24 protein-coding genes are annotated in these 26,130 nt (G+C 71.8%); 10 read left to right on the top strand and 14 right to left on the bottom strand.

Features of this window, described 5'->3' with window-relative positions:
* A complete protein-coding gene (gene rarD / locus E4V99_RS02900) occupies positions 1 to 966 on the bottom strand; it encodes an EamA family transporter RarD (RefSeq protein ID WP_135063580.1) in 966 nt (321 codons plus the stop codon).
* A gap of 134 nt (positions 967 to 1,100) precedes the next feature.
* The gene (gene groES, locus E4V99_RS02905; protein WP_135063578.1) at positions 1,101 to 1,397 is read right to left on the bottom strand and encodes a co-chaperone GroES; all 297 of its coding nucleotides are present in this window, start codon (positions 1,395 to 1,397) and stop codon (positions 1,101 to 1,103) included.
* 327 nt (positions 1,398 to 1,724) lie between these two features.
* On the opposite strand from groES, the gene E4V99_RS18685 reads away from it, so the two are divergent.
* The 4 genes from E4V99_RS18685 to E4V99_RS02925 all read left to right on the top strand — a co-directional run bounded on the left by E4V99_RS18685 (position 1,725) and on the right by E4V99_RS02925 (position 7,672).
* Complete coding sequence (locus tag E4V99_RS18685) at positions 1,725 to 3,638, top strand: Hsp70 family protein (protein ID WP_167758055.1); 1,914 nt, start codon at positions 1,725 to 1,727, stop codon at positions 3,636 to 3,638.
* A gap of 12 nt (positions 3,639 to 3,650) precedes the next feature.
* The gene (locus tag E4V99_RS02915; RefSeq protein ID WP_135063574.1) at positions 3,651 to 6,167 is read left to right on the top strand and encodes a LuxR C-terminal-related transcriptional regulator; all 2,517 of its coding nucleotides are present in this window, start codon (positions 3,651 to 3,653) and stop codon (positions 6,165 to 6,167) included.
* Positions 6,168 to 6,300: 133 nt separating this feature from the next.
* Positions 6,301 to 7,038, top strand: a complete 738-nt coding sequence (locus E4V99_RS02920) for an IniB N-terminal domain-containing protein (RefSeq protein ID WP_135063572.1) — start codon at positions 6,301 to 6,303, stop codon at positions 7,036 to 7,038.
* Positions 7,025 to 7,672, top strand: coding sequence for a hypothetical protein (locus E4V99_RS02925; RefSeq protein WP_135063570.1), 648 nt, complete (start codon positions 7,025 to 7,027; stop codon positions 7,670 to 7,672). The genes E4V99_RS02920 and E4V99_RS02925 overlap by 14 nt, the downstream gene beginning before the upstream one ends.
* Here the strand turns inward: E4V99_RS02925 and E4V99_RS02930 are convergent.
* The 4 genes from E4V99_RS02930 to E4V99_RS02945 form a co-directional block, all read right to left on the bottom strand.
* Positions 7,598 to 9,121, bottom strand: a complete 1,524-nt coding sequence (locus E4V99_RS02930; protein WP_135063568.1) for a dynamin family protein — start codon at positions 9,119 to 9,121, stop codon at positions 7,598 to 7,600. The two genes, E4V99_RS02925 and E4V99_RS02930, sit on opposite strands and share 75 nt — an antisense overlap.
* Positions 9,121 to 11,004: a dynamin family protein gene (locus E4V99_RS02935; protein ID WP_240742803.1), complete on the bottom strand. Its 1,884-nt coding sequence runs from the start codon at positions 11,002 to 11,004 to the stop codon at positions 9,121 to 9,123. Before E4V99_RS02935 ends, E4V99_RS02930 begins: the two co-directional genes overlap by 1 nt.
* A gap of 87 nt (positions 11,005 to 11,091) precedes the next feature.
* Positions 11,092 to 11,928 carry a hypothetical protein gene (locus E4V99_RS02940; RefSeq protein ID WP_135063566.1) on the bottom strand — a complete coding sequence of 279 codons (837 nt, stop codon included), beginning with the start codon at positions 11,926 to 11,928 and terminating at the stop codon, positions 11,092 to 11,094.
* A gap of 87 nt (positions 11,929 to 12,015) precedes the next feature.
* A complete protein-coding gene (locus tag E4V99_RS02945; RefSeq protein ID WP_135063564.1) occupies positions 12,016 to 12,852 on the bottom strand; it encodes a hypothetical protein in 837 nt (278 codons plus the stop codon).
* Positions 12,853 to 13,046: 194 nt separating this feature from the next.
* On the opposite strand from E4V99_RS02945, the gene E4V99_RS02950 reads away from it, so the two are divergent.
* Positions 13,047 to 14,237, top strand: a complete 1,191-nt coding sequence (locus E4V99_RS02950; protein WP_135116372.1) for a class I SAM-dependent methyltransferase — start codon at positions 13,047 to 13,049, stop codon at positions 14,235 to 14,237.
* A gap of 15 nt (positions 14,238 to 14,252) precedes the next feature.
* Here E4V99_RS02950 and E4V99_RS02955 read toward each other — a convergent pair whose 3' ends face one another.
* Genes E4V99_RS02955 through E4V99_RS02985 form a run of 7 tightly spaced genes read right to left on the bottom strand, consistent with a single transcriptional unit; the run spans position 14,253 to position 19,138 of the window.
* Positions 14,253 to 14,798 carry a hypothetical protein gene (locus E4V99_RS02955; RefSeq protein WP_240742802.1) on the bottom strand — a complete coding sequence of 182 codons (546 nt, stop codon included), beginning with the start codon at positions 14,796 to 14,798 and terminating at the stop codon, positions 14,253 to 14,255.
* Positions 14,795 to 15,865: a tRNA (adenosine(37)-N6)-threonylcarbamoyltransferase complex transferase subunit TsaD gene (gene tsaD / locus E4V99_RS02960; protein WP_135116373.1), complete on the bottom strand. Its 1,071-nt coding sequence runs from the start codon at positions 15,863 to 15,865 to the stop codon at positions 14,795 to 14,797. The genes E4V99_RS02955 and tsaD overlap by 4 nt, the downstream gene beginning before the upstream one ends.
* Positions 15,862 to 16,473, bottom strand: coding sequence for a ribosomal protein S18-alanine N-acetyltransferase (gene rimI / locus E4V99_RS02965; RefSeq protein ID WP_135116374.1), 612 nt, complete (start codon positions 16,471 to 16,473; stop codon positions 15,862 to 15,864). Before rimI ends, tsaD begins: the two co-directional genes overlap by 4 nt.
* A complete protein-coding gene (gene tsaB, locus E4V99_RS02970) occupies positions 16,470 to 17,102 on the bottom strand; it encodes a tRNA (adenosine(37)-N6)-threonylcarbamoyltransferase complex dimerization subunit type 1 TsaB (protein ID WP_135116375.1) in 633 nt (210 codons plus the stop codon). Before tsaB ends, rimI begins: the two co-directional genes overlap by 4 nt.
* A gap of 52 nt (positions 17,103 to 17,154) precedes the next feature.
* On the bottom strand, positions 17,155 to 17,658 hold the full coding sequence (tsaE, locus tag E4V99_RS02975; protein WP_135063554.1) for a tRNA (adenosine(37)-N6)-threonylcarbamoyltransferase complex ATPase subunit type 1 TsaE: 504 nt from the start codon (positions 17,656 to 17,658) through the stop codon (positions 17,155 to 17,157).
* Positions 17,655 to 18,779, bottom strand: a complete 1,125-nt coding sequence (gene alr / locus E4V99_RS02980; protein ID WP_187270424.1) for an alanine racemase — start codon at positions 18,777 to 18,779, stop codon at positions 17,655 to 17,657. The genes tsaE and alr overlap by 4 nt, the downstream gene beginning before the upstream one ends.
* A complete protein-coding gene (locus tag E4V99_RS02985) occupies positions 18,776 to 19,138 on the bottom strand; it encodes a holo-ACP synthase (RefSeq protein ID WP_135116376.1) in 363 nt (120 codons plus the stop codon). Before E4V99_RS02985 ends, alr begins: the two co-directional genes overlap by 4 nt.
* A 118-nt stretch (positions 19,139 to 19,256) precedes the next feature.
* On the opposite strand from E4V99_RS02985, the gene E4V99_RS02990 reads away from it, so the two are divergent.
* A complete protein-coding gene (locus E4V99_RS02990; protein WP_135116377.1) occupies positions 19,257 to 20,159 on the top strand; it encodes a PaaX family transcriptional regulator C-terminal domain-containing protein in 903 nt (300 codons plus the stop codon).
* A 47-nt stretch (positions 20,160 to 20,206) separates the two neighbouring features.
* Here the strand turns inward: E4V99_RS02990 and E4V99_RS02995 are convergent, their stop codons facing one another.
* On the bottom strand, positions 20,207 to 21,409 hold the full coding sequence (locus E4V99_RS02995; protein WP_135070836.1) for a cytochrome P450: 1,203 nt from the start codon (positions 21,407 to 21,409) through the stop codon (positions 20,207 to 20,209).
* Between the two features lie 260 nt (positions 21,410 to 21,669).
* Between E4V99_RS02995 and E4V99_RS03000 the strand changes: the two genes are divergently transcribed.
* Genes E4V99_RS03000 through E4V99_RS03015 form a run of 4 tightly spaced genes read left to right on the top strand, consistent with a single transcriptional unit; the run spans position 21,670 to position 26,129 of the window.
* The gene (locus E4V99_RS03000; protein ID WP_167747728.1) at positions 21,670 to 23,247 is read left to right on the top strand and encodes an ABC transporter substrate-binding protein; all 1,578 of its coding nucleotides are present in this window, start codon (positions 21,670 to 21,672) and stop codon (positions 23,245 to 23,247) included.
* 1 nt (position 23,248) lies between these two features.
* Positions 23,249 to 24,232 (top strand): ABC transporter permease, encoded by a 984-nt coding sequence (locus tag E4V99_RS03005; protein WP_205805877.1) that lies wholly within the window; start codon positions 23,249 to 23,251, stop codon positions 24,230 to 24,232.
* The gene (locus tag E4V99_RS03010) at positions 24,229 to 25,116 is read left to right on the top strand and encodes an ABC transporter permease (protein ID WP_135063546.1); all 888 of its coding nucleotides are present in this window, start codon (positions 24,229 to 24,231) and stop codon (positions 25,114 to 25,116) included. Before E4V99_RS03005 ends, E4V99_RS03010 begins: the two co-directional genes overlap by 4 nt.
* Positions 25,113 to 26,129 carry an ABC transporter ATP-binding protein gene (locus E4V99_RS03015; protein ID WP_135063544.1) on the top strand — a complete coding sequence of 339 codons (1,017 nt, stop codon included), beginning with the start codon at positions 25,113 to 25,115 and terminating at the stop codon, positions 26,127 to 26,129. Before E4V99_RS03010 ends, E4V99_RS03015 begins: the two co-directional genes overlap by 4 nt.
* Position 26,130: the final 1 nt, after the last annotated feature.

Genomic DNA, 26,130 nt, shown 5'->3' on the forward strand with positions numbered 1-26,130 from the left:
TCAGGCCGGTTCGGCGACGTCCGCGCCCGCCCGCCGGCCGCGACGCGCGGCCGCGACGGAGTCGGCGGTCAGCACGATGAGGGCGACCCACACGAGGGCGAACCCGATCCACCGCTCCACCGGCATCGGCTCGCCGAACACCCACACCCCGATCGCGAACTGCAGGATGGGCGCCACGAACTGCAGCATCCCCATGACCGTCAGCGGCGTGCGCCGCGCGCCGGCGGCGAAGAACAGCAGCGGGGTGGCGGTGACCACGCCCGCGAGCAGGAGCAGCACGGCGTGAACAGGGCCGGCCGTGAACAGGGTGAGCCCGGAGATCGCGGCCACGACGGCGAGCTGCACGAGCGCTATGGGGGTGAGCCACGCCGATTCCAGCGTGAGCCCGCTGACGGCGTCGACGGCCGGGCCGATGCGCTTTTTCACCAGGCCGTACAGGCCGAAGGAGAACGCCAGGCTCAGGGCGATCCAGGGGAACGCGCCGTAGCCGACGACGATGACGACGACCGCGACGGCGGCCAGCCCGAGGGCGAGCCACTGGGTGAGGCGCAGGCGCTCGCGCAGCACGAGAACGCCCAGCACGACCGTCACGAGAGGGTTGATGAAGTAGCCCAGGCTCGTCTCCACGACGTGGCCGCTGAGGGTGGCCAGGACGTAGACCATCCAGTTGATATAGATGAGTCCGCCGGCCAGGGCCGTCCAGCCGAGCAGTCTCGGCTGCCGGAGAATCGCCCGCAGCGGCCGCCACGCACGGGTGACCGCGAGCAGGACCACGCAGAACACCAACGACAGCACGATCCGCCACGCCACGAGCTCCCACGCCCCGGTGGGCAGGAGCGAGACGAAGTACAGCGGCAGGATGCCCCACAGCAGGTACGCGGTGAAGGCGTACGCCCCGCCGGTCAGTCGCTCGCGGGCCTCCGACGGTGCAGGTGCGACGGGGGCGGGGGGCGTCGTCCGATCCACTCCCCCAGCCTATGGGCGTGCGCCGACGCCGGGCCGGACATCACGCCGCGCGCACGAGCGCGTGACCGCGGAATCCTGCCACGCACGCGAAAGCCCCGGATGCCGAGGCATCCGGGGCTTTCGGAGAACTGGTGTCAGCGGACGACGACCGCGAGGACGTCGCGAGCCGAGAGCACGAGGTACTCGTCGGCGCCGAACTTGACCTCGGTGCCGCCGTACTTGCTGTAGATCACGCGGTCGCCGACGGCGACGTCGAGCGGAACGCGGTTGCCGTTGTCGTCGATGCGGCCGGGTCCGACGGCGACGACCTCGCCCTCCTGCGGCTTCTCCTTGGCGGTGTCGGGGATGACGAGACCACTGGAGGTGGTCTGCTCAGCCTCGACCTGCTGGATGACGATGCGGTCCTCGAGCGGCTTGATGGAAACCGACACGGTCTACCTCTTCTTTCTTCACGCTTCGGTACAGAAGACTCGTTAGCACCCGCGCGGGGTGAGTGCTAACGCCAGTGTACGGAAAGAGCTGGCACTCACGCAACGCGAGTGCCAGCCCGGCGACGGATGCGGCACCTGCTGCCGAGCCCCGGGCGCCGGCCACCCTTCCCATCCATGCGGGCGTGTGCCACAATCCAACACACGTCGATGCGCTGGGGGCACGCATCGGCCATTGGGACATCAGTGGGGATGAGCCTGGGCTTTCCCTTGCTGGCGTACGGAACGAGCGCGGGGGCCCCTCGGGGCAGCTTCGTCCGGGGGGAAGAAATGAATGGTCCGTACTATTTGGCGATCGATGTCGGCACCAGCCGGACATCTGCGGCGATCGCGAGGTTCGCGCCGGACGGCAGTCTGCTGGCCACGCCGTTCCCGCTCGGGCGCAGCGGCGACAACGCACCCACGGTGGTGTTCGCCGCCGACGGCGAGCTGCTGTTCGGCGACGCGGCCGAGCGGCGGGGGCATACGCAGCCGGATCGCCTGATCCGGGAGTACAAGCGCCGGATCGGCGACGACGTGCCGATCCTCGCCGCCGACCGCGCCTTCGCGCCGGAGGAGCTGTACGCCCGCACGGTGGACTGGGCAGCGCGCGCCGTCGTGGAGCGCGAGGGCGGATCCCCCGCGCTGCTGGCGATCACGGTGCCCGCCGCGTGGGGCGAGTACCGCAGCGACATCGTGCGGACGGCGCTGTCGGAGCAGGGTTGGCGCGGCGTCGTGGTCATCACCGAGCCGGAGGCCGCCGCCCGCCACTACGAGTCGACCAATCCGCTGCCCGAGGGCCGCGTTCTCGCCGTCTACGACTTCGGCGGCGGCACCTTCGACGCCGTCGCCCTCCGCAAGGACGCGGATGGGGCCGTGCGCATCGTCGGTGCACCCGCCGGCATCCCCGACCTCGGCGGCGCCGACTTCGACGATGCCCTCGTGCGCCACGTCGTGCGCACGGCGCGCCTGGACACCATGGCGCTGGCCGGCGACACGTCGGGGCGGATGGCGCTGGCGGCGCTGCGGCGGGAGTGCGTGGATGCCAAGGAGTCGCTGTCGTTCGACTCCGAGGCCGTCGTGCCGGTGCTGCTGTCGGGCGACCAGCGCAGCGTCCGCCTGAGCCGCGACGAGTTCGAGGTCATGATCGCCGACGACCTGGACCGCACCGTCGACGCGTTCGAGGACGCCCTCGAACGCGCCGGGGTGGACCTCGACGATGTCGACGCGATCCTGCTGACCGGCGGGACCTCCCGCATCCCGCGCGTGGCGCAGGTGCTCTCGGAGCGGTTCGACCGCCCGATCGCCCTGGACGCCGACCCGAAGGCGATCATCGCCCTGGGCGCTGCCCGCGCGGCCGCCGACGCCGCCCGCGCCGCAGCCGAGCCCGCCGACGATGTGCCGGCGCTCGTCGTCGAGGACGACGCTCCCGCGCTCCGGCCCGAGCCCGCCGCAGGTGCCGCGCGGCGCAGCTGGTTCCGGCGCGCACCGGTGGCGGCGTACCTCACGGTGGGGGCGGCGGTCGTGCTGGCGAGTCTCGGCGTCGCCGGCGCCCCGACACTGGGCACCGCCATCGTGGGAGCCTCCGACCGTGCCGATATGACCGCGGCGCCCGAGGCCGCGGCCGCGGATGCGGGCCCCGGTGACCACAGCGCCGCCCAGCCCGCCGAGTCGGCGGTGGAGCCCGTCGCCGAGGCGGAGGGCGCCCGCCCCGAGGGCACGACGTGGCGGCGCACCCCGGCCAAGAAGCCCGCCTCGGCGACGCCCCCGCGCACTCCCGGCAGCTCGACGCGTGCCGCCGCGCAGGGGCGGGCCGCGCAGGGGACCACACCCGCCGGCGGTTCGGCGGCCACCCCGCGCCCCTCCTCCGGCTCCCCCTCGGGCTCGACTCCCGCCCCCACACCCGGCGGCGGGGATGCGACACCCGACCCCGGCCCGACCGACCCCGGCCCCTCCGATCCCGGCCCCACCGATCCCGGCCCCGCCGATCCCGGCCCCGCCAATCCCGGCCCGGCCGACCCCGGCCCCACCGACCCCGGGCCCAGCGACCCCGGCGGCACCGGCGGAGGGGACACCGGCGGAGGCGACACCGGCGGAGGCGACACCGCGGAGACACCGCCCGCCGATCCCCCGGCGGAAGCGGATCCGACGCCACCGCCGGGCGGCGAGCCCTCACCGACGCCCACCGCCGGCGTGCCCGTGTGACGCGGGCCCGACATGGCGTCCACGCTCACGCCGCCCGCCGATGCGGCCGGTGGTATCCCGATGGTCCTTCCGCGTCCTGCGCGCACCCACATCGACGCCGTCGTCGCTGACGACCGGCCTCCGCGGCTGGTCCTCGTCGGCACCGCCGGGTCGGGTAAGACGCGGCTGCTGCAGCGGCTGCACGCGGAGTTCGCCACGCAAGGCCGCACTCCCGTCAGCGCGGGCCGCGACCTCGCGCACGTACCGGCGAACGACGTGCTCGTCATCGACGACGCGCACCTCCTCTCCCCCGACGACCTCGCCGCGCTCGGCCGGCGCGTAGGCGACCCGGACGCAGCGCTCGTCCTGGCGATGCGACCGTGGCCGGTGCCGCCGATGCTCCGCGAGATCGCCGACGCGCTGCATCCGGCCATCGTGCTGGGGCATGTCACGCACGCGGACGTGGTCGACGAGTGCACCCGGAACGGGCGGGCGATCGCCCCGCGGTGCGTGGACGGGGTCCTCGAGCTGGCGGGTCACCTGACCTGGCTCGTCTCCGAGGCGCTCGGCGTGCACGACGCCGACTGCACCGAGGATGACGCGCACCCGGGTGTGCGGGAGGAGCTGCGCGACCTCATCGCGCATCGCATCGCCGGTCTCGACGAGGAGCTCCGGCATGCGCTGGAGAGCCTGTGCCTGTCGCCGCACACGCCGGTGTCGCCCCCGGGGGCCGATTGGGCCGCGGCCGGACACGCCAAGGGACTGCTGCAGCGCAATGGCCAGCCGGCGCCGGTCGTGCGCGACACCGTGCGGACGACGATCTCCGTCGACCGCCTCGCCGAGCTGTACGTCGACGCCGGGGCGTCGCCGGCCGACCCGCTCGTGCGCGAGCTGATGGGCGGGATGCACGATCCGCGCGTGGCCACGGCGCTGCTCGAGGACGGCGACACCGAGCTCTCGCGTCATCCGCACCGCGCCGACGAGCTCTTCCGCGGCGCCGCCGACGCCGGCGCAGACCCGCGCACGGTCGCCGTGCGGCGTGCGCGGGCGGCATGGAACGCCGGGGAGATCGACGCCGCGGGCGCTCTCATCGACGCCGCCACGGTGGATGCGGCGCACCCCGGCTTCCCGGAGGCGGCGGCGATCGCCGGCGCCGTGTGGGCTGCGCGCGGCGACCTGCGCATGGCGTCGGCGGTGTTCGCCCACACCGACCCGGGCACGCCCGAATTCGTCGCGCACGCGAGCCTCGCGGCCCTCGGCTCCGGTGAGGTGGACGAGCTCGACCGCCTCGGCCAGGCGCCGCCCGCACGCGCCGTGCCGTCGACGCTGGCGGTGTCGCACGAGCTGCTCGTCCGCGGGTTGCGCGCGACACTGGGGACGCAGACGCGCACGTGCCTGAGCGACCTCGTCCGCGCCACCGAGATGTACACGGCCGCGCAGTGCGATGCCCCGACGCCCGAGCTCCCCGCGGTGGTCGCCACCGTCGCAGCCCTGAGCCTCGGCGAGCTCGGCGTCGCCCACACCGTGATGGACACCGCCGTGCGGGCGGGCCACGGCGGGATGTGGGCGCGCCCTCGGCTGCTGCTGTGGCAGGCCTGGGTCGCGGTGCAGCGGGAGCGTCCGCATGAGGCGGAGTCGGCCCTGCAGGCGGCGAGCGCGGCCGGCGTGACCACCGCCCGCGAGCGGGTGCTCGCCGACGCCGTCACGATGGCCCTCACCCGCCGGTACGCCGACGCGTCGGCGCTCGCGCCGGCGTGGCGGCGCGCCCGCGAGAGCATCCTGCGCACGCGCTTCGACCTGTACTCGCTGCTGCCCCTGGCCGAGTTCGCCGTCGGTGCCGCGCGCCTGGGCGACCTGGAGCGGCTGCGCCCGCACCTGGACGAGGCGTACGCCACGGTGGAGCGCATGGGCTCGCCGCCCATGTGGTCGAGCCATCTGCACTGGGCGGGCCTGCACTGTGCGATTCATCAGAACCGCCCCGACGACCTCGCCCCGCATGCGCGCGGGCTGCTGGCCGCAGCCCCGCACACGCGCCTGGCGCGCAAGATGGCCCGCGCGGGCAAGGTGTGGACCGAGGTGCTCACCGGTCATGTCGACGCCGACGCGATCGAGCGGGCGGCCCTGGGGCTGGCTTCGGTGGGCCTGGCATGGGACGGTGCGCGCCTGGCCGGCCACGGCGCCGGGCGCACGGAGGACCGTCGCGTCATCGCGCGCCTGCTCGCGTGCGCGCGTCAGCTGCACCCGCGGGAGGAGCTGCAGCATCCCGCCGTCGACGACGCGCGCACGACCGAGGCCGCCGCCCAGCGCGTCAACGACCTGCTGAGCGCGCGGGAGCGGGAGGTGGCGGCCCTCGTCGTACAGGGCAAGACCTACGCCGAGATCGGCGAGTCCATCTTCATCTCCCCCCGCACCGCAGAGCATCACATCGCGCGCATCCGCCGGCGCCTGGGGGCGACGACGCGTTCCGACCTCATCGGCAAGCTGCGGATGGTTCTGGAGGATGCACCCTCCGACGATGTGCCCTCCCCGCGGGAGGTGGAGTTCGCATGAGCGAACACGCGACCGGCCACGGTGCTCCCCCCGCGCGACCCCCTAGTGGCACCCCCACGACGGGGGGACAGCCCCCGACGCGCAGCGCGCGGCGACGCAATACGTTCGGAACGTCCCGATGTGAGGAGCAGAAATGAGCATGACGCTGGCGACGATCGCCGATGCCCTGATCGAGTTCATCCTGAGCCTGCTGCGCGATCCCGATGCCGCCGAGGAGTTCGCGAAGGACCCCGAGGCCGCCCTCACCGCTCGCGGCCTCGGCAACGCGACGGCCGCGGACGTGTGCGCGGTCGCACCCGTCATCGCCGAACGGGCGCAGGTGGTTCCCGTCCCCGCGCCCAAGCCGGCGCCGGCCGCGCCGGAGCCGAACCCGACCGTGCGGGAGATCAACTCCATCACCAACAGCTTCTCCTACATCGACGACCGCGACACGCTCCTGGACCAGTCGGTGAACCAGAACATCTGGGCCGACGGCGACGTCACGCAGGTGTTCGATCAGGACGCCGTGGTCGCCTCCGGCGACGGCGCCATCGCGGCGGGCAACGATGCGACGCAGGAGAACAACCTCGACCAGTCCACCGACATCGACGCCGGCGACGACGTCGCGATCGGCGGCAGCGACGTCACCGAGACCACCACGACGGACTCCGGCAACACCTCGACCGACACGACGACCACCACGGATGCATCGACCACGACCACGGTCACCGACTCGATGAACAGCACCACCGGCACGACCACCGCCGACGAATCGTTCAACGACTCCACCGTGGCCTACGCCGAGACGACCGTCGACAGTGACACCACGGGCGTGTTCGAGTCCTCCGACACCGTCGTGATGGAAGAAGCCCCCGCGGATGACAACTTCTGATCTCGCGCGACGCCCCGACCCCGACAACGGCGCCGGGGCGCGGGGCGCCCGCGCGACCTCCTCGGCCGGCGAGGCCCGCGAAGCACCCGCGCGTCCGTCGCTGGGGAACAAGGAGGCGGCGCCGGTGCTGGTGAAGTTGCCGGCGCCGGCGTCGGTGCGTCTCAGCCAGCTCGCGTGGGTGCTCTCGCTCGCGGTGAGCGCCGTCGCGGTGGTCTACCTCTTCATCATCCGCGAGCAGCAGCTCCCCGAGATCATCGGCGTCATCGAGGCCGTCGACGCGGAGCGAGCGGATGCCACGTACGACACCGCCGCCGACATCGTCTACTGGTCGGTGTTCGGCGCCCTCGTCGCGCTGTGGCTGGTCCAGGTGACGCTCCTGGTGTCCTTCTCCAACCGCCGGCCGAACATGCGGTGGTGGCTCCTGGGGACCGCGCTGTTCCAGGGGGCGGTGTTCCTCGCGTGCCGGGAGCTGGTCGCGCTCGGCGACCGCGGCATCCCCCTGACGCGCGTACTGCTGCTGGCCCTCGGGCTGGCCGTCGTCGGGCTGCTCTTCTCGACGCTACCGGCCGCCCTGCGCTGGACCGCTCGCCAGCACGACGTCGCCCGCAGCCTCGGCGCGGGCAGCGGCCTCTGACGCGATCCCCTCGATGCTGCGCACGACCATGCGGCACAGGTACGCGGTGTAGCGGTCGCTCAGGGGCGACTCGCCCAGCGACCGCCAATGCCCGAGGAGCGCCAGGGTCCGTTCGTCGCGCTCCGCCTTGGTCGCCGTCTCGGGCAGTCCCAGCCGTGCCGGAGCGGAGGTGCCGAGGCCCCCGAGCACGCGCTCGGCCTCGGCGATGTCATGCGGCGACAGCGCGACGGGGGCGGTGCGCACATCGGCCAGGAGCGCCAGCTCACGCAGTTCGTGGCTGCGCACCAGAATGCGCTCGATGCCCCCGAGCACGGCGTCGGCGCCGGGGCGCGGCCGCTCACGGACGAGCTGCTCCACCCCCTGCAGGACCCCGCGTGCCTTGAGCGCGACGGCGCGCGCGCGGAAGTGGTCGACGAGAAACTGCTGCAGCCCCACCATCCCGCTCTGCTGCACGAGCCGCTCCGCGAGCGCGGAAGAGGTGGTGGCCCCGCCGCGCACGAGCGCGGCGGCCAGGCGCACGCCGAACAGGCCGAAGCGCTGCAGGAGGTTCTCGCGGACGGGGATGCTCAGCGACGTCGCCGTCGTGGGGCGGACGAAGCGGTCGGCCGACAGCAGGAGGCGCTCGCGCACGTCGCGGTCCAGCCGTGCCAATTCGCGCAGCGCGATGAATTCGCTCTCCCGGAGCGTCCGGGCGCCTTCGGCCAGGAGGCCCGCGATCGGCACGACCCCCAGCGCCAGGGCGCGCAGCTCGCCGTCTCGTCGGTACCGGTCGGCGATCGCGGCCGCCGACAGCAGGGAGTCGATGCGCCCCGAGCCGATCTCGTCGGCTCGGGAGAGCACGGCGACGGCGTTGACGGTCGAGGATGCTCCGGCCGCGGTGTCGCGGAACGCCCGCAGGAACGACACGTCCGAGGAGTGCACGTGCCGCAGCAGGTACACGATGGCGTCGGCGGCGGCGGGGGAGTTCTCCGGCAGGAGGAACTCCATCGAGCGCGCCGAGTTCTCGCGGGTGACCGACGCGATGCCGGGCGTGTCGATGAGGATCGTGGAGCGCAGCGCCTCGGAGGGCCATCCCACGTCGATCCAGGCGACGTCCTCCGCGCGGTGGCCGCCCAGCTCGAGGTCGAGCCGCCCGTCGGTGCGGCGGACGGGCAGGCGCACCGCCGAGCCGTCGACGAGGTTCATCGTGATGCGGGCGGTGGGCGCGTAGCGGTACCACGTGATCGCCCGCGTGCACTCCCCCGCATCCGTCGGTGCGATCCGTTCGCCGATGATGGCGTTCAGCAGCGTCGACTTGCCGGCCTTGACGATGCCGGCCACCGCGAGGCGCAGCGGCTCGCGCAGACGCCGCGCGTAAGCGTCCAGCAGCTCCACCGTGCCGGGCTCGTCGGCGTAGAGGATGCGCGTGGCGTCGAGAACGTCGGCCACGTCGCCGAGCGACGTGCGCATCAGCGGGCCCGCTCCGAGACCGCCTGGAGCGCGGGGATCTGCGTCCGCAGCGCGTCGAGCTGGCGCAGTCGCGTCTGCAGCTGCGTGACGCGGCCGTCGCGGTCGGCGGTGTAGGTGGCCGCGGCCTGCTTGGCGGCGAGGACCGATTCGGACAGGGAGCGGTGCAGCTCGTCGGCGATCGTGCCGAAATGGTCGCGTGAGGCACGCTGCACGAGCCGGAGCCGGTCCTTCAGCTGCTTGCCGACCTGGAAGACGACGTCTTCGATGTGGCGGCGCAGGAGGTTCTTCGCCTCCATCTGGCGGCGCGTGAGGCGCCCGGTCATGTCTTCGCGGTAGGCGCGGCGTCCAACCAGCACGCCGGCCAGCAGCGACAGCGGGTTGATGAGCGTCAGGCCCACCAGGCTCGTCGCGAGCCCCACCATCAGAACACCGCCGTAGGAGCCGCGCACCCCGATGTAGATCTTCTCGGCGGCGCTCATGCGGCCCTCATCCAGCACCTGCAGGTTCTCCACGGGATCGAGCACTCCGGTGACATCGCCCACGTCGATGAGGGGGATCCCCGACTCCCCGGCGATGAACTCCTCCGCGACCCGCTCGGACAGCCACTGCGAACGCTCGTTGGTCCACACGAAGGTCTCCGACACCGCCGCCGACACGCGCTCATCCAGCCACTGCGCGATCTGATCCCAGATGGGCCCGGGGTCGCCCTCGTCGATGGCCGCCTCCCCGTCGCGCTGCACCTTGCGGAGGCGATCGCGCAGATCGTGCTCGGTGTCGGCGATGAGGTCGGCGATGCCGTCGCTGAGGGTCACCTGCCATCGGGCGGAGCGGCCGCGGAACTCGTCGGCGCGGGACTTGGCGTCCTCGAGCTCGGCGAGCATGCGCGGGGTGTCCTCGGGGTGCAGCAGTGCGTTCAGCTCCGTGCGCAGCGAGAGCGAGAGCTGATCGACGACCGTGGTGAGATCGTGCACGGCCCCGCGGCGGTGCAGCAGCTCGGCATGCCCGAGCACGTTCCGGCGCAGGTGCGCCACGAGCGCGGGGAAGCCGGACTCGTCGTTGAGCTCACGGTCCTGGTGCTCGGCGGCCAGCAGGCGCAGGTCGCTGGAGACGGCGAAGATCGGCACGTCGCCGAGCCCGTCCAGGCGCGACCGGTCGATGGAGTGGATGTCGCGCCACTGCGGATAGATGTCGGTCTTGCTGAGCACCGCGGCGACGTTCGGCGAGATGCGCATCGCGTGCTGCAGGAACGTCAGCTCCGGCTCGGTGTACTCCTGCGACGCATCCGAGACCAGGATCACGGCGTGCGCCGTGGACAGGGCCGCAAGGGTGGCCAGTGCCCGCGTGGATTCCAGACCCCCCACGCCCGGGGAGTCCACGAGGCGCAGGCCGCCCTTGAGGATCTCCCGGGGCAGCAGGACCTCGGCCCCCACGACCGAGCGCCCCGGGGGCACCTCCGCGCGATCGGACACGTAGGAGGCCAGATCGTCGAAGGAGATGGGAACGCGCTGCACGGTGTCGTCGCCGCCACCCTCCGGCCGCATGAACACGGCAGCGGAGGGCTCCTCCGCGTACCCGACGGAGGTCGGCACGGCGGTGGCGACATCGTCGTCTACCGCGCACGCCGGCGCGTTGATGAGGGCGTTGACGAGTTTGCTCTTGCCCTGTTTGAACTGTCCCACCACGATGACCCGCACGTGCGGATCCAGCAGCCGGGCACGGGTGTCGTCGAGCCGCTTGGCGAGGTCGGTGCGCCCCACCGCGCCGGAGAAGGAGCGGGCCTGCTCCACCAGCCGGACGAGCTCGCCGGGTGGGGCGGATGCGGCCACGTGGTCGTTCACGGGCGCCCCGACGGCGATCCCCCCTGCCGGATCGGTTGCAGTCACCGTTGCCTCCTTCTCGTCGCGACCCGTCGCACGAAGCGATGGCCCCGGGTCGGGTGCTGACCCGGGGCCATCGCGGTCACGTCGGAGTCATAGATCCACGTCGACATCGGGGTCGGTGTCGTCCGCGATCCCCGACATGCCGCTGTCCCAGATCACGTTCGCGTCGATGTCCCAGGCGCTCGTGGTCTGCACCGTGAGGTCGTCGTGGAAGGAGTTCTCCACATCCAGCGTCGCCGAGTAGGTGTTGCCGCTGTTGTCGAGGTCCCAATCCTGCGAGCTGTCGTTCACCGTCGTGTCCACGGTCGAGGTGTTCCCCGAGTTGTACGAGAAGTTCACCGTCTTGGTGCTGTCCATCAGGATGTCGCCGTCGGCGCTGAGCGATGTGCTGCTGTCGACGTTGTACGTCACGGCCGCATCCGACCCGGCGACGATCGCTCCGTCACCGCTGTTGACCACCGCATCCGTCGACACCCACTGGGAGACCCCGCTGCCGGCGGAGACGTTCATGTTGAGCGACTGGTCGAGGATCGTCGACCGGTTGTCGATCATCATGTCGCCGCCGCCGGCAGCCCCCAGCACATTGCCGAAGCCGGTGTCGTAGGACCGGACTCCCGCATTGATCGAGTTGTCGTGGGTGGAGTTGTCGGAGTTGTCCGTCTCCGACCCGTCCGTGTACGTGAACTCGTCGTTGAATGAGTCGGTGTTGTCGGAGTGGTCGGTGTCGGTGACGGTGTTGTACGAGTCCGAGTGGAAGGAGCCGGTCGCCGTCGCGGTGTCGTTGCCCGAGTCGTTCGTGGAGCTGTTCACGTTGCCGGAGCCGCTCACGGTGGTGGCGAGGTTCGCCGTGTTCGTGGTCGTGGAGGTGACCGAGTTGCGCACCTCGCTGGTGACGTCGATCGTGACGTCGTTGTCGTCGAAGGCCATGTCCTGCTGCTCTCTGTCTGGTGGGCGCGAGGCGCCCGGGGTTGGATGGCTGCCGGTCGCCGCCACCGCAGCGACCGGCAGCCGGTCTCACATGCCGAGGTCGGCGTCGCCGATGCCCGCGCCGACGCTGCCGACGATCGCGTCGACGTTCACGTCGACGGTCGTCGAGGACTGGAACAGCGCCTCGTCGTTGTACGAGTCGGTGACCGTCTCCGACCACGTGTACGTGTTGTTGGAGTCGGTGACGTCCCAGTCCTGCGAGCTGTCGTTGATCGTCGAGGTGAACGAGTAGTCGTTGCCGGAGTTGATCGACGAGTTGACGGTCTTGGTGCTGCCGTCCATCAGGATGTCGCCGCCGGCATCGATCGACAGCGACTCGTCGATGTTGTAGGTGACGTTCGCGTCGCCGCCGGCCACGATCGCGTCGTCGCCGGAGTTGACGACGGCCGAGCTCGACGCGGTCGTGTACACGGGGCCGGATGCGGCGATGTTGCCGTTGATCGACTGGTCGACGATCGTCGAGCGGTTGTCGATCATCATGTCTCCGCCGCCGCCGGCGGCGGCTGCGGCGCCGCCGAGGTCGCCGAAGCCCGTGGAGTAGCTGCGCACGCCGGCGTTGACGGAGTCGTCGTGCGTGGAGTTGTCGGAGTTGTCGGTCCACGACTCGTCCGTCCACGTGGCGGTGTCGTTGTACGAGTCGGTGTTGCCGGAGTGCGCGGTGTCGGTCTCGGTGTTGTACGACCCCCAGTGGTACGAGTCGGTCGCCGTCGCCGTGTCGTTGTAGCTGTCGTTGGTCGAGTCGTTCGTGTTGCCGGACTCGGTGACGGTGTGGTCGACATCCAGCGAGCTCGTGTTGGTCTCGGTGTACTCGTTCGTCACCGCCGAGCTGAGCGTGGCGTTGAGAGTGTTGTCGTCGAAGGCCATGATCCCTTTCCATTCCCGGGGCCCCAGGTCCCCGACGTGGTGTTGTGGCCTCACAGTACGAATGCGACCGGGTGCGCCGCATCGGGGATCCCTCCCGGGTTTGCCCGACGGGGTGCGGGGGTCCCCTCCCCCCGATCCCCCACCCGAAGGGGGTGCGGGCCGGGGCGTGGGGTGGACGCGCCTAGGGTGGGGGAGTGGATATGGCGGAGCTGACGGCGCTGCTCACCCCCGGCGGCCTGCGGCTGCTGGACGAGGTGGGAGAGGTCGGCTCCACCGCCGACGTCGCGCGCGTCGTGTCGCAGCTGCGCGCGGCCGGTCACTCCCCCGACCTCGTCTCCGCGGTGGTGGGGCAGGCGCGGCTGCGGGTGCGGGCGCGCGCGAAGTTCGGCGACTTCGCCGCGCGCATGCTGTTCACGCGGGCGGGGCTCGAGCAGGCCACGCGCCTGTCGGTGGCCGCGCGCCACGCCGGCCGCTTCCGTGCCGCCGGGATCGAACGGGTCGCCGACCTCGGATGCGGCATCGGCGGCGATGCGCTGGGGTTCGCCGGCCTCGGCTTGGGAGTCGTCGCCGTGGACGCCGATGAGGTGACCGCCGCGATCGCGGCGTACAACCTCGCGCCCTTCGGCGACGCCGTGACCGTGCAGCACGGCACCGCCGAGGCGGCCGACCTCTCCGGCGTGCAGGCGGTGTGGCTCGATCCGGCCCGGCGCACCGCCGGACATACGGAGACGACGCGCGTGCGCGCGGGCGACTACTCCCCTCCGCTGGAGTGGGCGTTCGATCTCCTCGCCCGCATGCCCGGCGGCATGAAGCTCGGCCCCGCCTTCGATCGCGACGCCCTCCCCGCCGACGTCGAGGCGCAGTGGGTCAGCGCCGACGGCTCGACGATCGAGCTCGTGCTGTGGAGCGGATCGCTCGCACGCCCGGGCGTGCGCCGCGCGGCGCTGGTCACCCGCGGCGACGACGCGTGGGAGCTGACGGCCGGCGGCGACGCCGAGGACGTGCCGGTGCGCCCGCTCGGGGCGTTCGTGCACGAACCCGAGGGCGCGGTCATCCGCGCGCGGCTCATCGGCGAGGCCGCGCGGCAGCTGCAGGCCGGGATGCTCGCCCCCGGGATGGCGTATCTCACCTCCGACGAGGCGCTCACGAGCCCGTTCGTGACCTCGTTCCGCGTGCGCGAGGAGGTGCCGTTCGACACGCGCGCACTCGCCCGCGCGCTGCGCGAGCGCGGCATCGGCACGCTGGAGATCAAGAAGCGCGGCGTCGACGTCGACCCGGCCGTGCTGCGCACGAAGCTCAAGCTGCGCGGCGACGACGCCGCGACCCTGATCCTCACGCGCGTCGGATCGCGCCGCCTCGCGCTCCTGGCCGACCGCGTGGGGTGAGGCGGACTGCCCGGGTCAGTCCAGCGGCAGCTGCGGGATGACCCACAGCAGCCAGCCGGCGCTGTAGGCGATCGACACGAGGCTCAGCACGAGCGCCCACACCGCCATCGCGCGGGACTCCCGGGGACGCCGCAGGGCCACGATCGCGACCACGAACCCGGCGAGACCGAACGGCAGCATCCACCCCACGAAGAAGGACGCCCCCAGCGCGACGATCGCCAGGGCGAGCGCCCACGCGGCCACCGCGGCCCGCCGCGCCGGCGGCGGGGGCGACCACGGCGAGGATTCACCCTCGACCGGACCGTGCGTGGCGAGGATGACCGGGGCGGTGGGCAGCTGTGTGTAGCCCGTGCGCGCGGCTCCCGGGATGCGCGGGGCGACGGGGGCGGCGACGACGTCGGGCGAGGGCGCCTCCACGGTCGGCGCCGGCGGCAGGGGCGGCGGCGATCCGAGCGCGGCGTCGACGCCGGTGAGGTCGGGCGTCGTGGCCGGCTGGACCGCGGCCTCGGCCGCCTCCGCATCCGCGGGCGGGTGCGGCTCGGGAGGCAGGGGCTCGCTCACGCGGCCTCCTCCTCCGCCACCTGGATCTGCGTCACCGGCAGGGTCGAGTCCGCGCCGAACGACAGGGTCGAGGGGCGCCGGCCCGATGCGATGAGGTCGGCGGCGAGGGCGGCGATCATCGCGCCGTTGTCGGTGCACAGCCGCAGCGGCGGGATCCGCACGCTCACGCCCGCCTCGGCGGCGCGGGCGAGGGCGACATCGCGCAGGCGCCGGTTGGCCACGACGCCGCCGCCGAGCAGCAGGCGCGGAACGTCGTGCTGCGCGCAGGCGTCCAGCGCCTTGGTCACGAGCACGTCGACGACCGACTCGCGGAACGACGCGGCGACGTCCGCGACGGGCACCGGCTCGCCGGCGGCCTCCCGCTGCTCGATCCAGCGCGCGACGGCGGTCTTCAGGCCCGAGAAGGAGAAGTCGTAGCGGTGGCGTGCCAGGTCGGAGGCGCGGGAGAGGCCCCGGGGGAAGCGGATCGCGGTGGGGTCGCCGGATGCGGCGGCGCGGTCGATCTCGGGGCCGCCGGGGTAGGGCAGGCCGAGGATGCGGGCGACCTTGTCGAACGCCTCCCCCGCGGCGTCGTCGACGGTCTCCCCGAGCAGCTCGACGTCGCTCGTGAGGTCGCGCACGAGCAGGAGCGACGTGTGCCCGCCGCTGACCAGCAGCGCCACCGTCGGGTACTCCAGTGGACCGGCGTCGGCGTCGAGGATGTCGGCGGCGATGTGCCCCACGAGGTGGTTGACGGCGTACAGCGGCTTGCCGAGCGAGACGGCGAGCGCCTTGGCCGCGCCGATGCCCACCATGAGCGCGCCGGCCAGCCCAGGGCCGCTCGTCACGGCGACGGCGTCGAGGTCGTGCAGGCTCACGGATGCCTCCGCCAGCGCCGCGCGGATCGCCGGCTGCAGCGCCTCCAGGTGGGCGCGGGCGGCGACCTCGGGGACGACGCCGCCGTAGCGGGCGTGCTCGTCCATGCTCGAGGCGATCGTGTTGGACAGGAGCGTGCACCCACGCACGATCCCGATGCCCGTCTCGTCGCAGCTGGTCTCGATGCCCAGCACGAGCGGCGCGCGCGTCATGTGCACCACCCCGTCGCCACGTCGCATGCCGGCGCCGCGCCCCCGAGCGGCCGGAGGCCCGCACCGAGGTCGGAGGATGCGCCCGAGGTCGGAGCATCCGCCGTGGATCCTCCGACCTCCGTGCGATCCTCCGACGGCGCGGCGGCGCGCGCGGCGGCCCAGGAGGGCAGGTCCAGGCGCATCACGACGGCGTCGACGCCGTCCGGCTGGTAGTAGCGGGGGCGGCGGCCCACCTCGGCGAACCCTTCCGAGGCGTACAGCGCCTGGGCGACGGGGTTGTCGGCGCGCACCTCGAGGAACACCTCTCGGGCGCCCCGCCGGTCGGCCTCGGCGAGCAGCGCCCGCAGCAGCGTCCGTCCCCGTCCGTGTCCGCGGAAGGGCTCGGCGATCGTGATCGTCTGGATGTCGGCGTCCTTCGCCCCGCGCGGGGCTCGCAGCCCCGCGTATCCGGCGAGCATCCCCGCCTCCTCGGCGACGACGTACCAGCCGTGGCGGGAGGCCAGCTCTTCGCGCATCATCGCCTCGCTCCACGCGTCGGTGGGGAACGAGGCGCGCTCGAGCGTCATGATCGCATCGAGGTCGGCGGCCTCGGCGGCGCGGAGGTTCACGTGCGCACCTTCTTCGGCGTGTGCCCGAGCGTGACGTCGGGCGAGCGGAGGTACAGCGGCTCGGACGGGCCGATGCTGCGGCCGGCGGCCACCGCGCGTGCGGCGGCGAGGGCGATCATGGTCGCGGGCACGGATGCCGCGTCATGGCGGGTCGCGCCGAGGTCGGCGACGCGCGCATCGAGCTCGTCCCGCGGCGACAGGGCGGGCTCGCTGACGCGCACGGGAAGGCCGTCGTCGTCGAGGCCTTCATAGACGGTGAACGCGAACTCCCGCCTGCGGGCATCGGTGACGACGGCGAAGCGGCCGGGCTCGGGGGCGCCGGCGACGGCCGCATCCAGCAGGAGCCCGAGGGCGACGGCGTCGTGACTGACCACCGGCACGACCGGCAGGTCACGGCCCAGGGCGAAGGCGCGGGCGGCGGCGATCCCCACGCGCAGCCCCGTGAAGGGGCCGGGGCCCATTCCGGATGCCACGTGCGTGATGCCGGCCGCATCCACCTGCGCGAGCAGGTCGCCGATCACTTCGGCGTGCCCCAGCGGGTCGGGGCTGGATGCTTCGTCTCCGACGTACCCGTCGGCATCGACGACGGCGACGGCCGTGGCGAGGGAGGTGTCGATGCCGAGGAACACCCTCCCAGCGTAATCCGCCCCCGGCACCCCCTCGCCCTCGTCCGCCGGCGGGCTACGGGTGGCGGGTGATGGCGACGGTGCGGGGGGCGTCGGCGTCGAGCTCGGCGGTGTGGCCGGCGATCGTGCCGCACGCGGAGTCGAGACCGCGCCCGCCGGTCTGCGGCGTGATCTCGATCTCCCACCACGACTCGGCGAGGTGCTCGGCCATCCCCCGGCCCCATTCCACGATCACGACGGAGGACGGCACGTCGATGTCGAGGTCGTCGAGCTCGACCGCCGAGCCGAGGCGGTAGGCGTCCACGTGCACGAGCGGTGCGCCCCCGATGAGTGAGGGGTGCGTGCGCGCGATGACGAACGTCGGGCTCTGCACGGGGCCGCGGATGCCGAGGCCCTCGCCGATTCCGCGGGTGAGCGTCGTCTTGCCGGCGCCGAGCCCGCCGGTGAGCACGACGACGTCGCCGGGCTCGAGGGCGCGCCCCAGCGTCACGCCGAGGTCGTGCATGGCGTCGGGGGTGTCGATCTCGCGCGTACCGAGGAGCTCGTCGGGGACGCTCATCCGGCCACCTGCCGCCGCGCCACCCGCGAGCCGATGCCCGTGACGAGGTCGTAGTTGATGGTGCCCGCCGCATCCGCCCACTCGGTCGCCGACGGCGCACCGAGCGTCGGATCGCCGAAGAGCACGACCTCATCGCCGACGGCGACCGGCGTATCGCCCACGTCGACGACGAACTGGTCCATCGCGATGCGCCCGGCCACGGTGAAGCGTCGCCCGCCGATCGTGACCGGTCCCGTGCCCGAAGCCTGTCGCGGCACTCCGTCGGCGTATCCGAGGGGGACGAGGGCGAGGGTCGTGTCCCGCGGGGCACGGAAGTCGTAGCCGTACGACACGCCCTGGCCCGCGGGCACGCGCCGCACCGCGGCCACGGCGGCGCGCAGGGTCATCGCGGGGCGCAGTCCGAGCTCGGCCGACGTGCGGTCGGCGAAGGGCGACAGTCCGTACAGGCCGATGCCGATGCGCACGCATCCGAGCCGTGTCTCGGGCAGCTCGATGGCCGCCTGGGTCGCGGCGATGTGGCGCAGCGGAGGGTTCAGCCCGAGAGAGGCGGCCTCGCTCACGGCCTCCTCGAACACGCGCAGGGCGGCGAGGTCGTCGGCGGCGGACGCGTTGGACAGATGCGAGAACAGCCCGACCACGCGCACCTTGCCGATGCGCTCCAGGCGCGCGGCCTCAGCGAAGACGACGCGATACTGCGCCGGCGGAACGCCGTTGCGCGACAGGCCGGTGTCGATCTTGATGTGCACGGCGGCGGGGCGGTTCCCGGATGCGGCGGCCGCGGCCTGCAGCAGCTGATCCATGCCCGACACCCCCACCTCGATGTCGTGCTCGACCGCCTCGGCGAACGACGTGCCCGGTGCGTGCAGCCACGCGAGGATCGGGGCGGTGATGCCCTCGCGGCGCAGGCGCAGCGCCTCGGCGATGTCGGCCACGCCGAGGCGGGATGCTCCGCCCTGCAGTGCCGCGACGGCGGAGCGGAACGCCCCGTGCCCGTATGCGTCGGCTTTCACGACGGCGATGATCTCGGCGTCGGTGAGCCGGCGCAGGTGCCGCACGTTGTCGGTGATCGCGTCGACGTCGATGCGCGCCTCGCGCATGACGCCGTCGGGCAGCCGGCTCATGCCGCCTCCCCCGACTCCACGATCACGTACGCGGTGGCCAGGCCCGCGTCGTGGCTGAGGGAGAGGTGTGTGCGGGTGATTCCACGGGCCGCCATCGCCTCCGCCGTCGACCCTGACAGGGCGAAGCGCGGGCGGCCGGACGCTTCCGAGACCACCTCGATCTCGGTCCAGTGCACGCCGTCGGATCCGCCGAGCGCCTTGATGAGGGCCTCCTTCGCGGCGTAGCGCGCCGCGAGCGAGTGCGGCTTCAGCATCCGCTCTGCCGGCGCGAACAGTCGCGTCAGCAGGCGCGGGGTGCGCGCGATCGACCGCTCGAAGCGGGGGATGTCGACCAGGTCGACCCCGATCCCCACGATCATGCGCGCTCCTCCCGAACACCCCGACCGCGGTCTGCGACCTCCGCACGGAGCCTCCGCCAGCCTACCGCGCACCGGTTGGACGGCACTCGGCGGGGCGAGAGCCGGATAACGTGGCGGGGTGGATTCCCTGCCTCCTGGACCACGGCTGCCTCGATCGACGACGAGCCGCGAGCCGCAGTACCTCATCGTGACGCTCCTGGGCGACTACTGGTTCAGGCGGAGTGAACAGATCCCGTCGGCGGCGATCGTGGCACTGCTCGCCGAGTTCGGCATCACGGAGAGCGGCGCGCGTCAGGCGATGCGACGACTTCACAAGCGCGGTCTCCTCACCCAGGGCAAGTCCGGCCGGACCACGTCGTACGGCGCCCCCGAGCGCATGAGCGAATCCGCGGAGGCGACCATGCGGCGCGTCTTGCGATTCGGCCTCGACATCACCGGTTGGGACGGACTGTGGACCGTGGTCACCTTCTCGATACCCGAGCCTGCGCGTGACGTCCGGCGCGTGCTGCGGACGCGATTGCGTGACCTGGGTTTCGGCCTGCTCAACGATGCCAACTGGATCACGCCGCATGATCGAACGATCGAAGCCGTCGAACTGCTCGACACCTTGCAGGTCGACGACGGCAGCGTCCTGCGCGCGACCATCGTGGCACGGCCCGGGCGTCCGTTCTCCGTCGCCGACGTCTTCGACCTCGAGACGCTGGAGCGTCGATACCTCGACTTCATCGCACGTCACGAACCGAAGGTCCAGGAGGTGCTCGCCGGCGGGGTCCCTCCGCGCGACGCCCTCGTCATGCGTACCGAGATCATGACCGAATGGCTGCAGTTCCGGCAGTTCGACCCCGATCTGCCTGTCGAGCTGCTGCCCGACGGTTGGCCGCGCGCTCGCGCGCGAGAAGTCGCGTTCCGCATCTACGACGAACTCGGGGTCGCGGCGGAGGCCCGATTCCGTCAGGTGCTCGGGGCGGTCGATCGCGATCTCGCCGCACTGTCGTCCCACCACACATCCCGCGACGCGTGACCTTCGCCGACCCGGGTCGAGGGAAGGTGCACGTCCTCAGCCGCAGCTCATGCGGGCACGACCCGCAGGGGCACGCTCTGCGCACCGAGTTCGGGCATGCGTGTCATCTCGATCTCCCCCGCGACATCGAACGACTGCGTGCGCTCAAGGAGGACCTCCAGCGCGATGCGGAGGCTCAGGCGCGCGAGAGCCATGCCCACGCAGCGGTGCCGCCCGCGGCCGAATCCCATGTGCCGAGAGATGTTCGACCGGTCCAGCACGAATGCGTCCGGATCCGGGAAGACGCGCTCGTCGCGATTGGCCGACGCATACACGAGGGTCACGGGCACCCCCGGCTCGATGAGGCGGCCGTGAACCTCCACCGGCTCGGAGACCGTCCTGGCGAAGCCGCGATACGGCGTGTAGAGGCGGATGAACTCCTCGAGCGCTGCCGGGATGAGCGCAGGGTCCGCGCGGAGCCGGCTCTGCAGGTCCTGATCTCGGCTCAGGTGGACGCAGATACCGCCGAGCAGGATGGGCGGGGCGACGAGGCCGACCACCAGAGACTGCCGGAGCGCGCCGACGACGAGCTCCTCTGCGAGCGGCGCCCCCTCGTACTCCTCGGCGAGCAGCGAGCTCGCCGGGTCGGTCTCGACGGGCCGGGGGTTGGCGCGACGATCGGCGACGAGGGCGCGCGCCATGTCGTACATCTCGTTACTGCGCGCCGTCACCGTCTCGCCGTCCTGCCGGCGCCAGGCGTCGACCCAATCGCTCGACACCGACGCGAGTCGGTAGACCTGGTCGCGGTCGAGATTCAGCCACTCCGCTGCGGTGAACGCCGGGTAGATCGTGCCGAAGCTCCGACAGATATCGCTCGTGCCGGCGTCGAGGAAGGGCTGGATCTCCCGCTCGGCGTGCGCACGCAGGCGGGGAGCCAGCCGTTCGAGCCTGGAGTGGTGCAGCGTCCGGTCGAGCGCACGACGGAACGGCGAGTGCGCCGGCGCGTCGAAGTTCAACGGCGGCCGGCGGATGCCACGCGGGTCGCTCGGCACGACGGCGCGGACGGACGAGATGAAGCGCGTCGAATCACGCGCGGCCTTCTCGACGTCCTCGAACCGCGTCAGCGCGTAGAAGCCGCCATACCCGCTCGAGTACGCCACGGGCGCCTCATCTCGCAGCCGGCGGTAGTTCTCGTGCGCACCGTCGAAGGATTCGGCGGCCGTCGCGTCGAAGTCGTCGGCGAACGGACACCGGGAGTCACTGTGCGTCATTTGGTTCTGCTCCACTCTCGGATTGTCGACTCTACGCCAACGCCCGTCCGCTTGAACGATGTCTATTCTCGCGACCGGCTCGCCGTTTCGCATCATGTCGCCAGTCTCGACCGCGATCCCGCGCCGTGACAGCGAGCGTGATGGTCCGAATAGGATTCACCTGGATTGACTGTCGCCACTTTTACTGAATACTATTGCGTGACAGTGCCGTCTTGCCATGCGGCGGGTGGCGTTCCGAATCAACGACGATGGGATACCTCGTGCACCACACACTCCGCACCGCGGCGGCGGTGATCGCCGCGGGGATGGTCCTCGGCCTCGCCGCCTGCAGCACCAGCGGCGATCCTGCGCCCGCGGGACCCGCTTCCGCCACCGGCGACCCGGTGGCCGGGGGTGATGCCACCATCATCCTCGGCGTCGAGGCGGTGCGCGGTCTCGATCCGGCGTTGCTGTTCAACCTCACGCCGTCGGGCGACGCCAACCGGATGGCAGCGATCTACGACGTGCTGTTCTGGTCGGATGCGTCCACCGGTGAGGTCCACGGGCAGCTCGGCGACTCGCTGGAGCCCGACGTGGACGGCACCGTCTGGACCATGAGCCTGCACCCCGACATCGTCTTCACCGACGGCACGCCTCTGGATGCTGCCGCCGTGGTCGCGAATTACGAGCGGATCCAGGACCCGGCCACCGCTTCACCCCTGGCAGGACTGCTCGAGGGCGCGACGTTCGCTGTGGTCGACGAGACGACCCTCACCATCGAGCTGACCGAACCGAACCTCCAGTTCGACAAGATCGTCGCCACGAGCTTCACGCACATCGGCTCGCCGACGGCCATGGCCGAGGATCCGGACTACGCCAACAACCCGGTGGGCGCCGGACCGTTCGTACTCGAGGAATGGGTCCGCGACGACCACATGACCCTGGTGCGCAACCCGGACTACTTCCAGGAGGGGCTGCCGTACCTCGATTCGATCACCTTCACGCCGCTGCGCGACCCCACGCAGCGCATCAACACCGTGCAGACCGGAGCCGCGCACGCGGCCGTGCCCGGGTCGGAGCTCGCCTTCAAGCAGGCCGCGACCGACGCCGGTCTCGCACTGACCACCGCCCCGGCCGGCGGCGGACCCGTCCTGATGTTCAACACGCAGACCGCTCCGTTCAATGACCTCCGCGCCCGCCAGGCGGTCCAGCTCGCGCTCAATATCGATGAGCTCACCTCGGTCGTCGACCCCGGCTCGTCGGCTCCGGACAGCCTGTACGGCCCCGAGTCTGCCTTCCACCCGGGGGACAGCATCTTCGTCGAGCACGACGCGGAGGCCGCTCAGGCCCTCTTCAGCGAACTCGCCGCCGACGGCAACCCGGTCTCGTTCACGGTCACGATGCCTCAGAGCGGATTCTTCACCCGCACCGCGGAGTACCTGCAGAGCCGCCTTGCGCAGTACGACGACGTGACCGTACAGATCGAGACGCTCGACAACGCCACGCTGGACGAACGAGTTTTCCGCAAGCAGGACTACCAGATGTCGGCGCAGATCGTGCCGGTCACGGATCCGGAGCCGAACCTCGCGAAGCTGCTGCAGACCGGCGGTCAGACCAACTACATGGGGTTCTCCGACCCCGAGCTGGACGCGGCGCTGGACTCAGGGCGCGCCAGCGTCGATGAGAAGGAGCGCACCGCCGCGTACGCGACCGTCGAGGAGATCGTCGTCGCGCAGGTGCCGATCCTCCCCATCCGCAATCAGGAATCCTTCACCGTCCACGCGAAGTCGCTGCACGGCCTCACGCTGCACGGCGACGGGTCGCTCCTCTACGACCGCCTCTGGCTGAACGCGGAGTAGCGTGAGCGTATTCACCGGGGAGCGGATGCGCGCCACGCGCATCCGCTCCCGTCCCGCCCTCGCCCGCGCGGCCCACCTCGCCGCGGTCGTCCTGCTCGTCACGCTCGCCGCCACGGCATTGACGGACCTCATGCCCGGTTCCCCGGGATCGGTCATCCTCGGCCCCGGCGCGACGGCGCAGCAGATCGCCGACTTCGATGCCGCACACGGGTACGACCAACCGCTGTTCGCGCGATACGTGCAGTGGCTCGGCGCCGCTCTGACGGGTGACCTGGGAACGTCCATTCAGACGAACCAGCCGGTCGCCGAGGTCCTGCTGCAACGCCTCCCCGTCACGCTCGAGCTGACCGTCCTGGCCCTCCTGCTCTCGCTGCTCATCGCCGTCCCGGCCGCCGTCTACGCCGCATCGCGGGCGAACGGCGTCTTCGACCGGATCATGTCCAGCCTGGCGTCGGGGTTCCTGTCCATCCCGGTGTTCGTGGTGGGTGTCGTCCTCGTGTACGTCCTCGCGGTGTCGACGCGCTGGTTCCCCGTGGCCGGGTGGGCGCCGCTTTCTGCGGGGCTGGGCGAGAATCTCCGTTTCGCCTTCGTGCCCGTGCTCGCCCTGGCGCTCGGAGAGTTCCCCGCGTTCTACCGCCTGCTACGTGGGGATGTCATCACGACGCTTCGCGAGGACTTCGTGCGCACGGCCACCGTCCGGGGTCTCCCCCGCGCCTACATCCTGCTGCGACACGTGCTGCGGCCGTCCTCCTTCTCACTCATCACCGTCGCGGCCGTAGCGTTCGGGCGACTGCTGGCCGGATCCATCGTCATCGAGAGCCTGTTCGCCCTCCCGGGGCTGGGCAGCCTCGCCCTGCAGTCGATCCCGGCCAAAGACGTCCCGATGATCCAAGGAATCGTGGTGCTCGTCGCTGTGACCTACGTACTCATCAACGCCGCCGTCGACATCGCCTACACCTTCCTCGACCCCAGGACCCGCCGATGACCGCGACCGCCCCGCCCACCAGGCCGTCCACCCGGACGCTGCACACCGTCACGGTGCCGCGGCGCCGGCATGCCGGCAGGCGCATCGCCCTCGTGGTGTCGGTGACGTGGATCGCCCTGCTGGCGACTCTGGCCCTCGTCGCGGATCTTCTGCCGTTACCCGGGATCGATGAACCGGTGGGCGGCCCGAGCCTCCCCCCGTTCTCCGGCGAGGGACCACTGCTCGGCACCGACGCGATCGGTCGCGACGTCGCGACCCGGCTCATCTACGGGATCCGGATCTCGCTCGCCGTCGGGATCGGCGCCACGGTCATCGCGCTGGTGATCGGCGTGCTGCTCGGCCTCATCGCGGCGAACGCGCGCGGGAAGATCGAAGCGCTCATCAACGTCCTCGCCGACACCGTGCTGTCGTTCCCGCCGCTGCTGCTCCTGATGGCTCTCGCGACCGTCGTGGTCCCCGGCGTACCGACTCTCGTGTTCGCCTTGGGGTTCCTCTTCGTTCCGCCGTTCTTGCGCCTGACCCGCTCCGCAGCGCTCGCGCAGATGAACCGTGACTACATCACCGCGGCCCGCACCCTGGGCGCCGGTCGCGCGCGCATCGTCTTCCGCGAACTGCTCCCCAACAGCATCCAGCCCGTCGTGTCCTATGCCGTGGTCGTCATCGCCGTCATCATCGTCATCGAGGGCTCGCTGAGCTTCCTCGGGGTGGGGGTTCCCCCGCCCGCCCCCAGCTGGGGTTCGATGATCGCCTCGGGCAAGGACAACCTCAGCCGCGCGCCGTACCTGATCGTGGCCCCCTCGCTGATGATCTTCCTCACGGTGCTCAGCTTCAACACGGTCGGCGACCATCTGCGCCGACGTCTGAGCGGAACGGGTGCCGCATGACCCTCGATAGCCAGGCCGACCTTCGCGAGTCCGGGAGTGCCGATGCACTCCTTCGCGTCGAGGACGCACGCTGCGCGATTCCGACCGGGCGCGGCGACGTCAAGGCGCTCGGCGGGGTGGACCTCGAACTGCGCGCCGGCGAGGTGCTCGGCGTGGTCGGTGAGTCCGGTTCGGGCAAGTCCACGCTGGCGGGGTTCATCATCGGAGCACTCGCTCCCGGGGCGCAGTCGACCGGGTCGGTCATCCTGGAGGGCCAAGATCTGCGCAGCCTGCCCTCCGAGACCGCCCGCCGTGTGCGGGGCCGCCGCATCGGGATCGTCTTCCAGGACCCCATGATGGCGCTCAACCCCGTCGTCCCGATCGGACGCCAGGTCACCGAAGCGGCCATGTTCAATCTCGGGCTCTCCCGCGCGGAGGCGAAGGCCAAGGCCGTCGGGCTGCTGCGCCAGGTAGGCATCCCCGACCCCGAGCGCAGGCTCCGCCATTACCCGCACCAGTTCTCCGGCGGGATGCGCCAGCGCATCACGATCGCGATGGCCTTGGTGTGCGATCCGGACATCCTCATCGCCGACGAGCCCACCACGGCGCTGGACGTCACGGTCCAGCGCCAGATCCTCGATCTCTTGGCACGTCTCGCCCGCGAGCGCTCGCTCGCGATGATCATGGTCAGCCACGACCTGTCGGTGATCGCGGGACGCACGGACACCATCGCGGTGATGTACGGGGGCTACGTCGTGGAATCCGGGCCGACCGTCGAGGTCTTCCGCAACCCGCGGCATCCGTACACGCGGGCGCTGCTGCGGGCCATCCCCCGCATCGACGGCTCGCGGCACGCACGGCTGGAAGCGATCCCCGGCAGCCCGCCGGATCTGACGCTACTCGGCACCGGGTGCCCGTTCGCACCGCGCTGCCCGAACGCCCTGCCGCTGTGCGCCGACGTCATGCCGGCGGTCTCCCATCCGCACGGAGGCCGAACGCTGCGATGCCACAACCCCGTCCCGGAAGGAGCCTGAC

The organism is Microbacterium sp. dk485 (genome assembly GCF_004570445.1).
GTDB lineage: Bacteria > Actinomycetota > Actinomycetes > Actinomycetales > Microbacteriaceae > Microbacterium > Microbacterium wangchenii.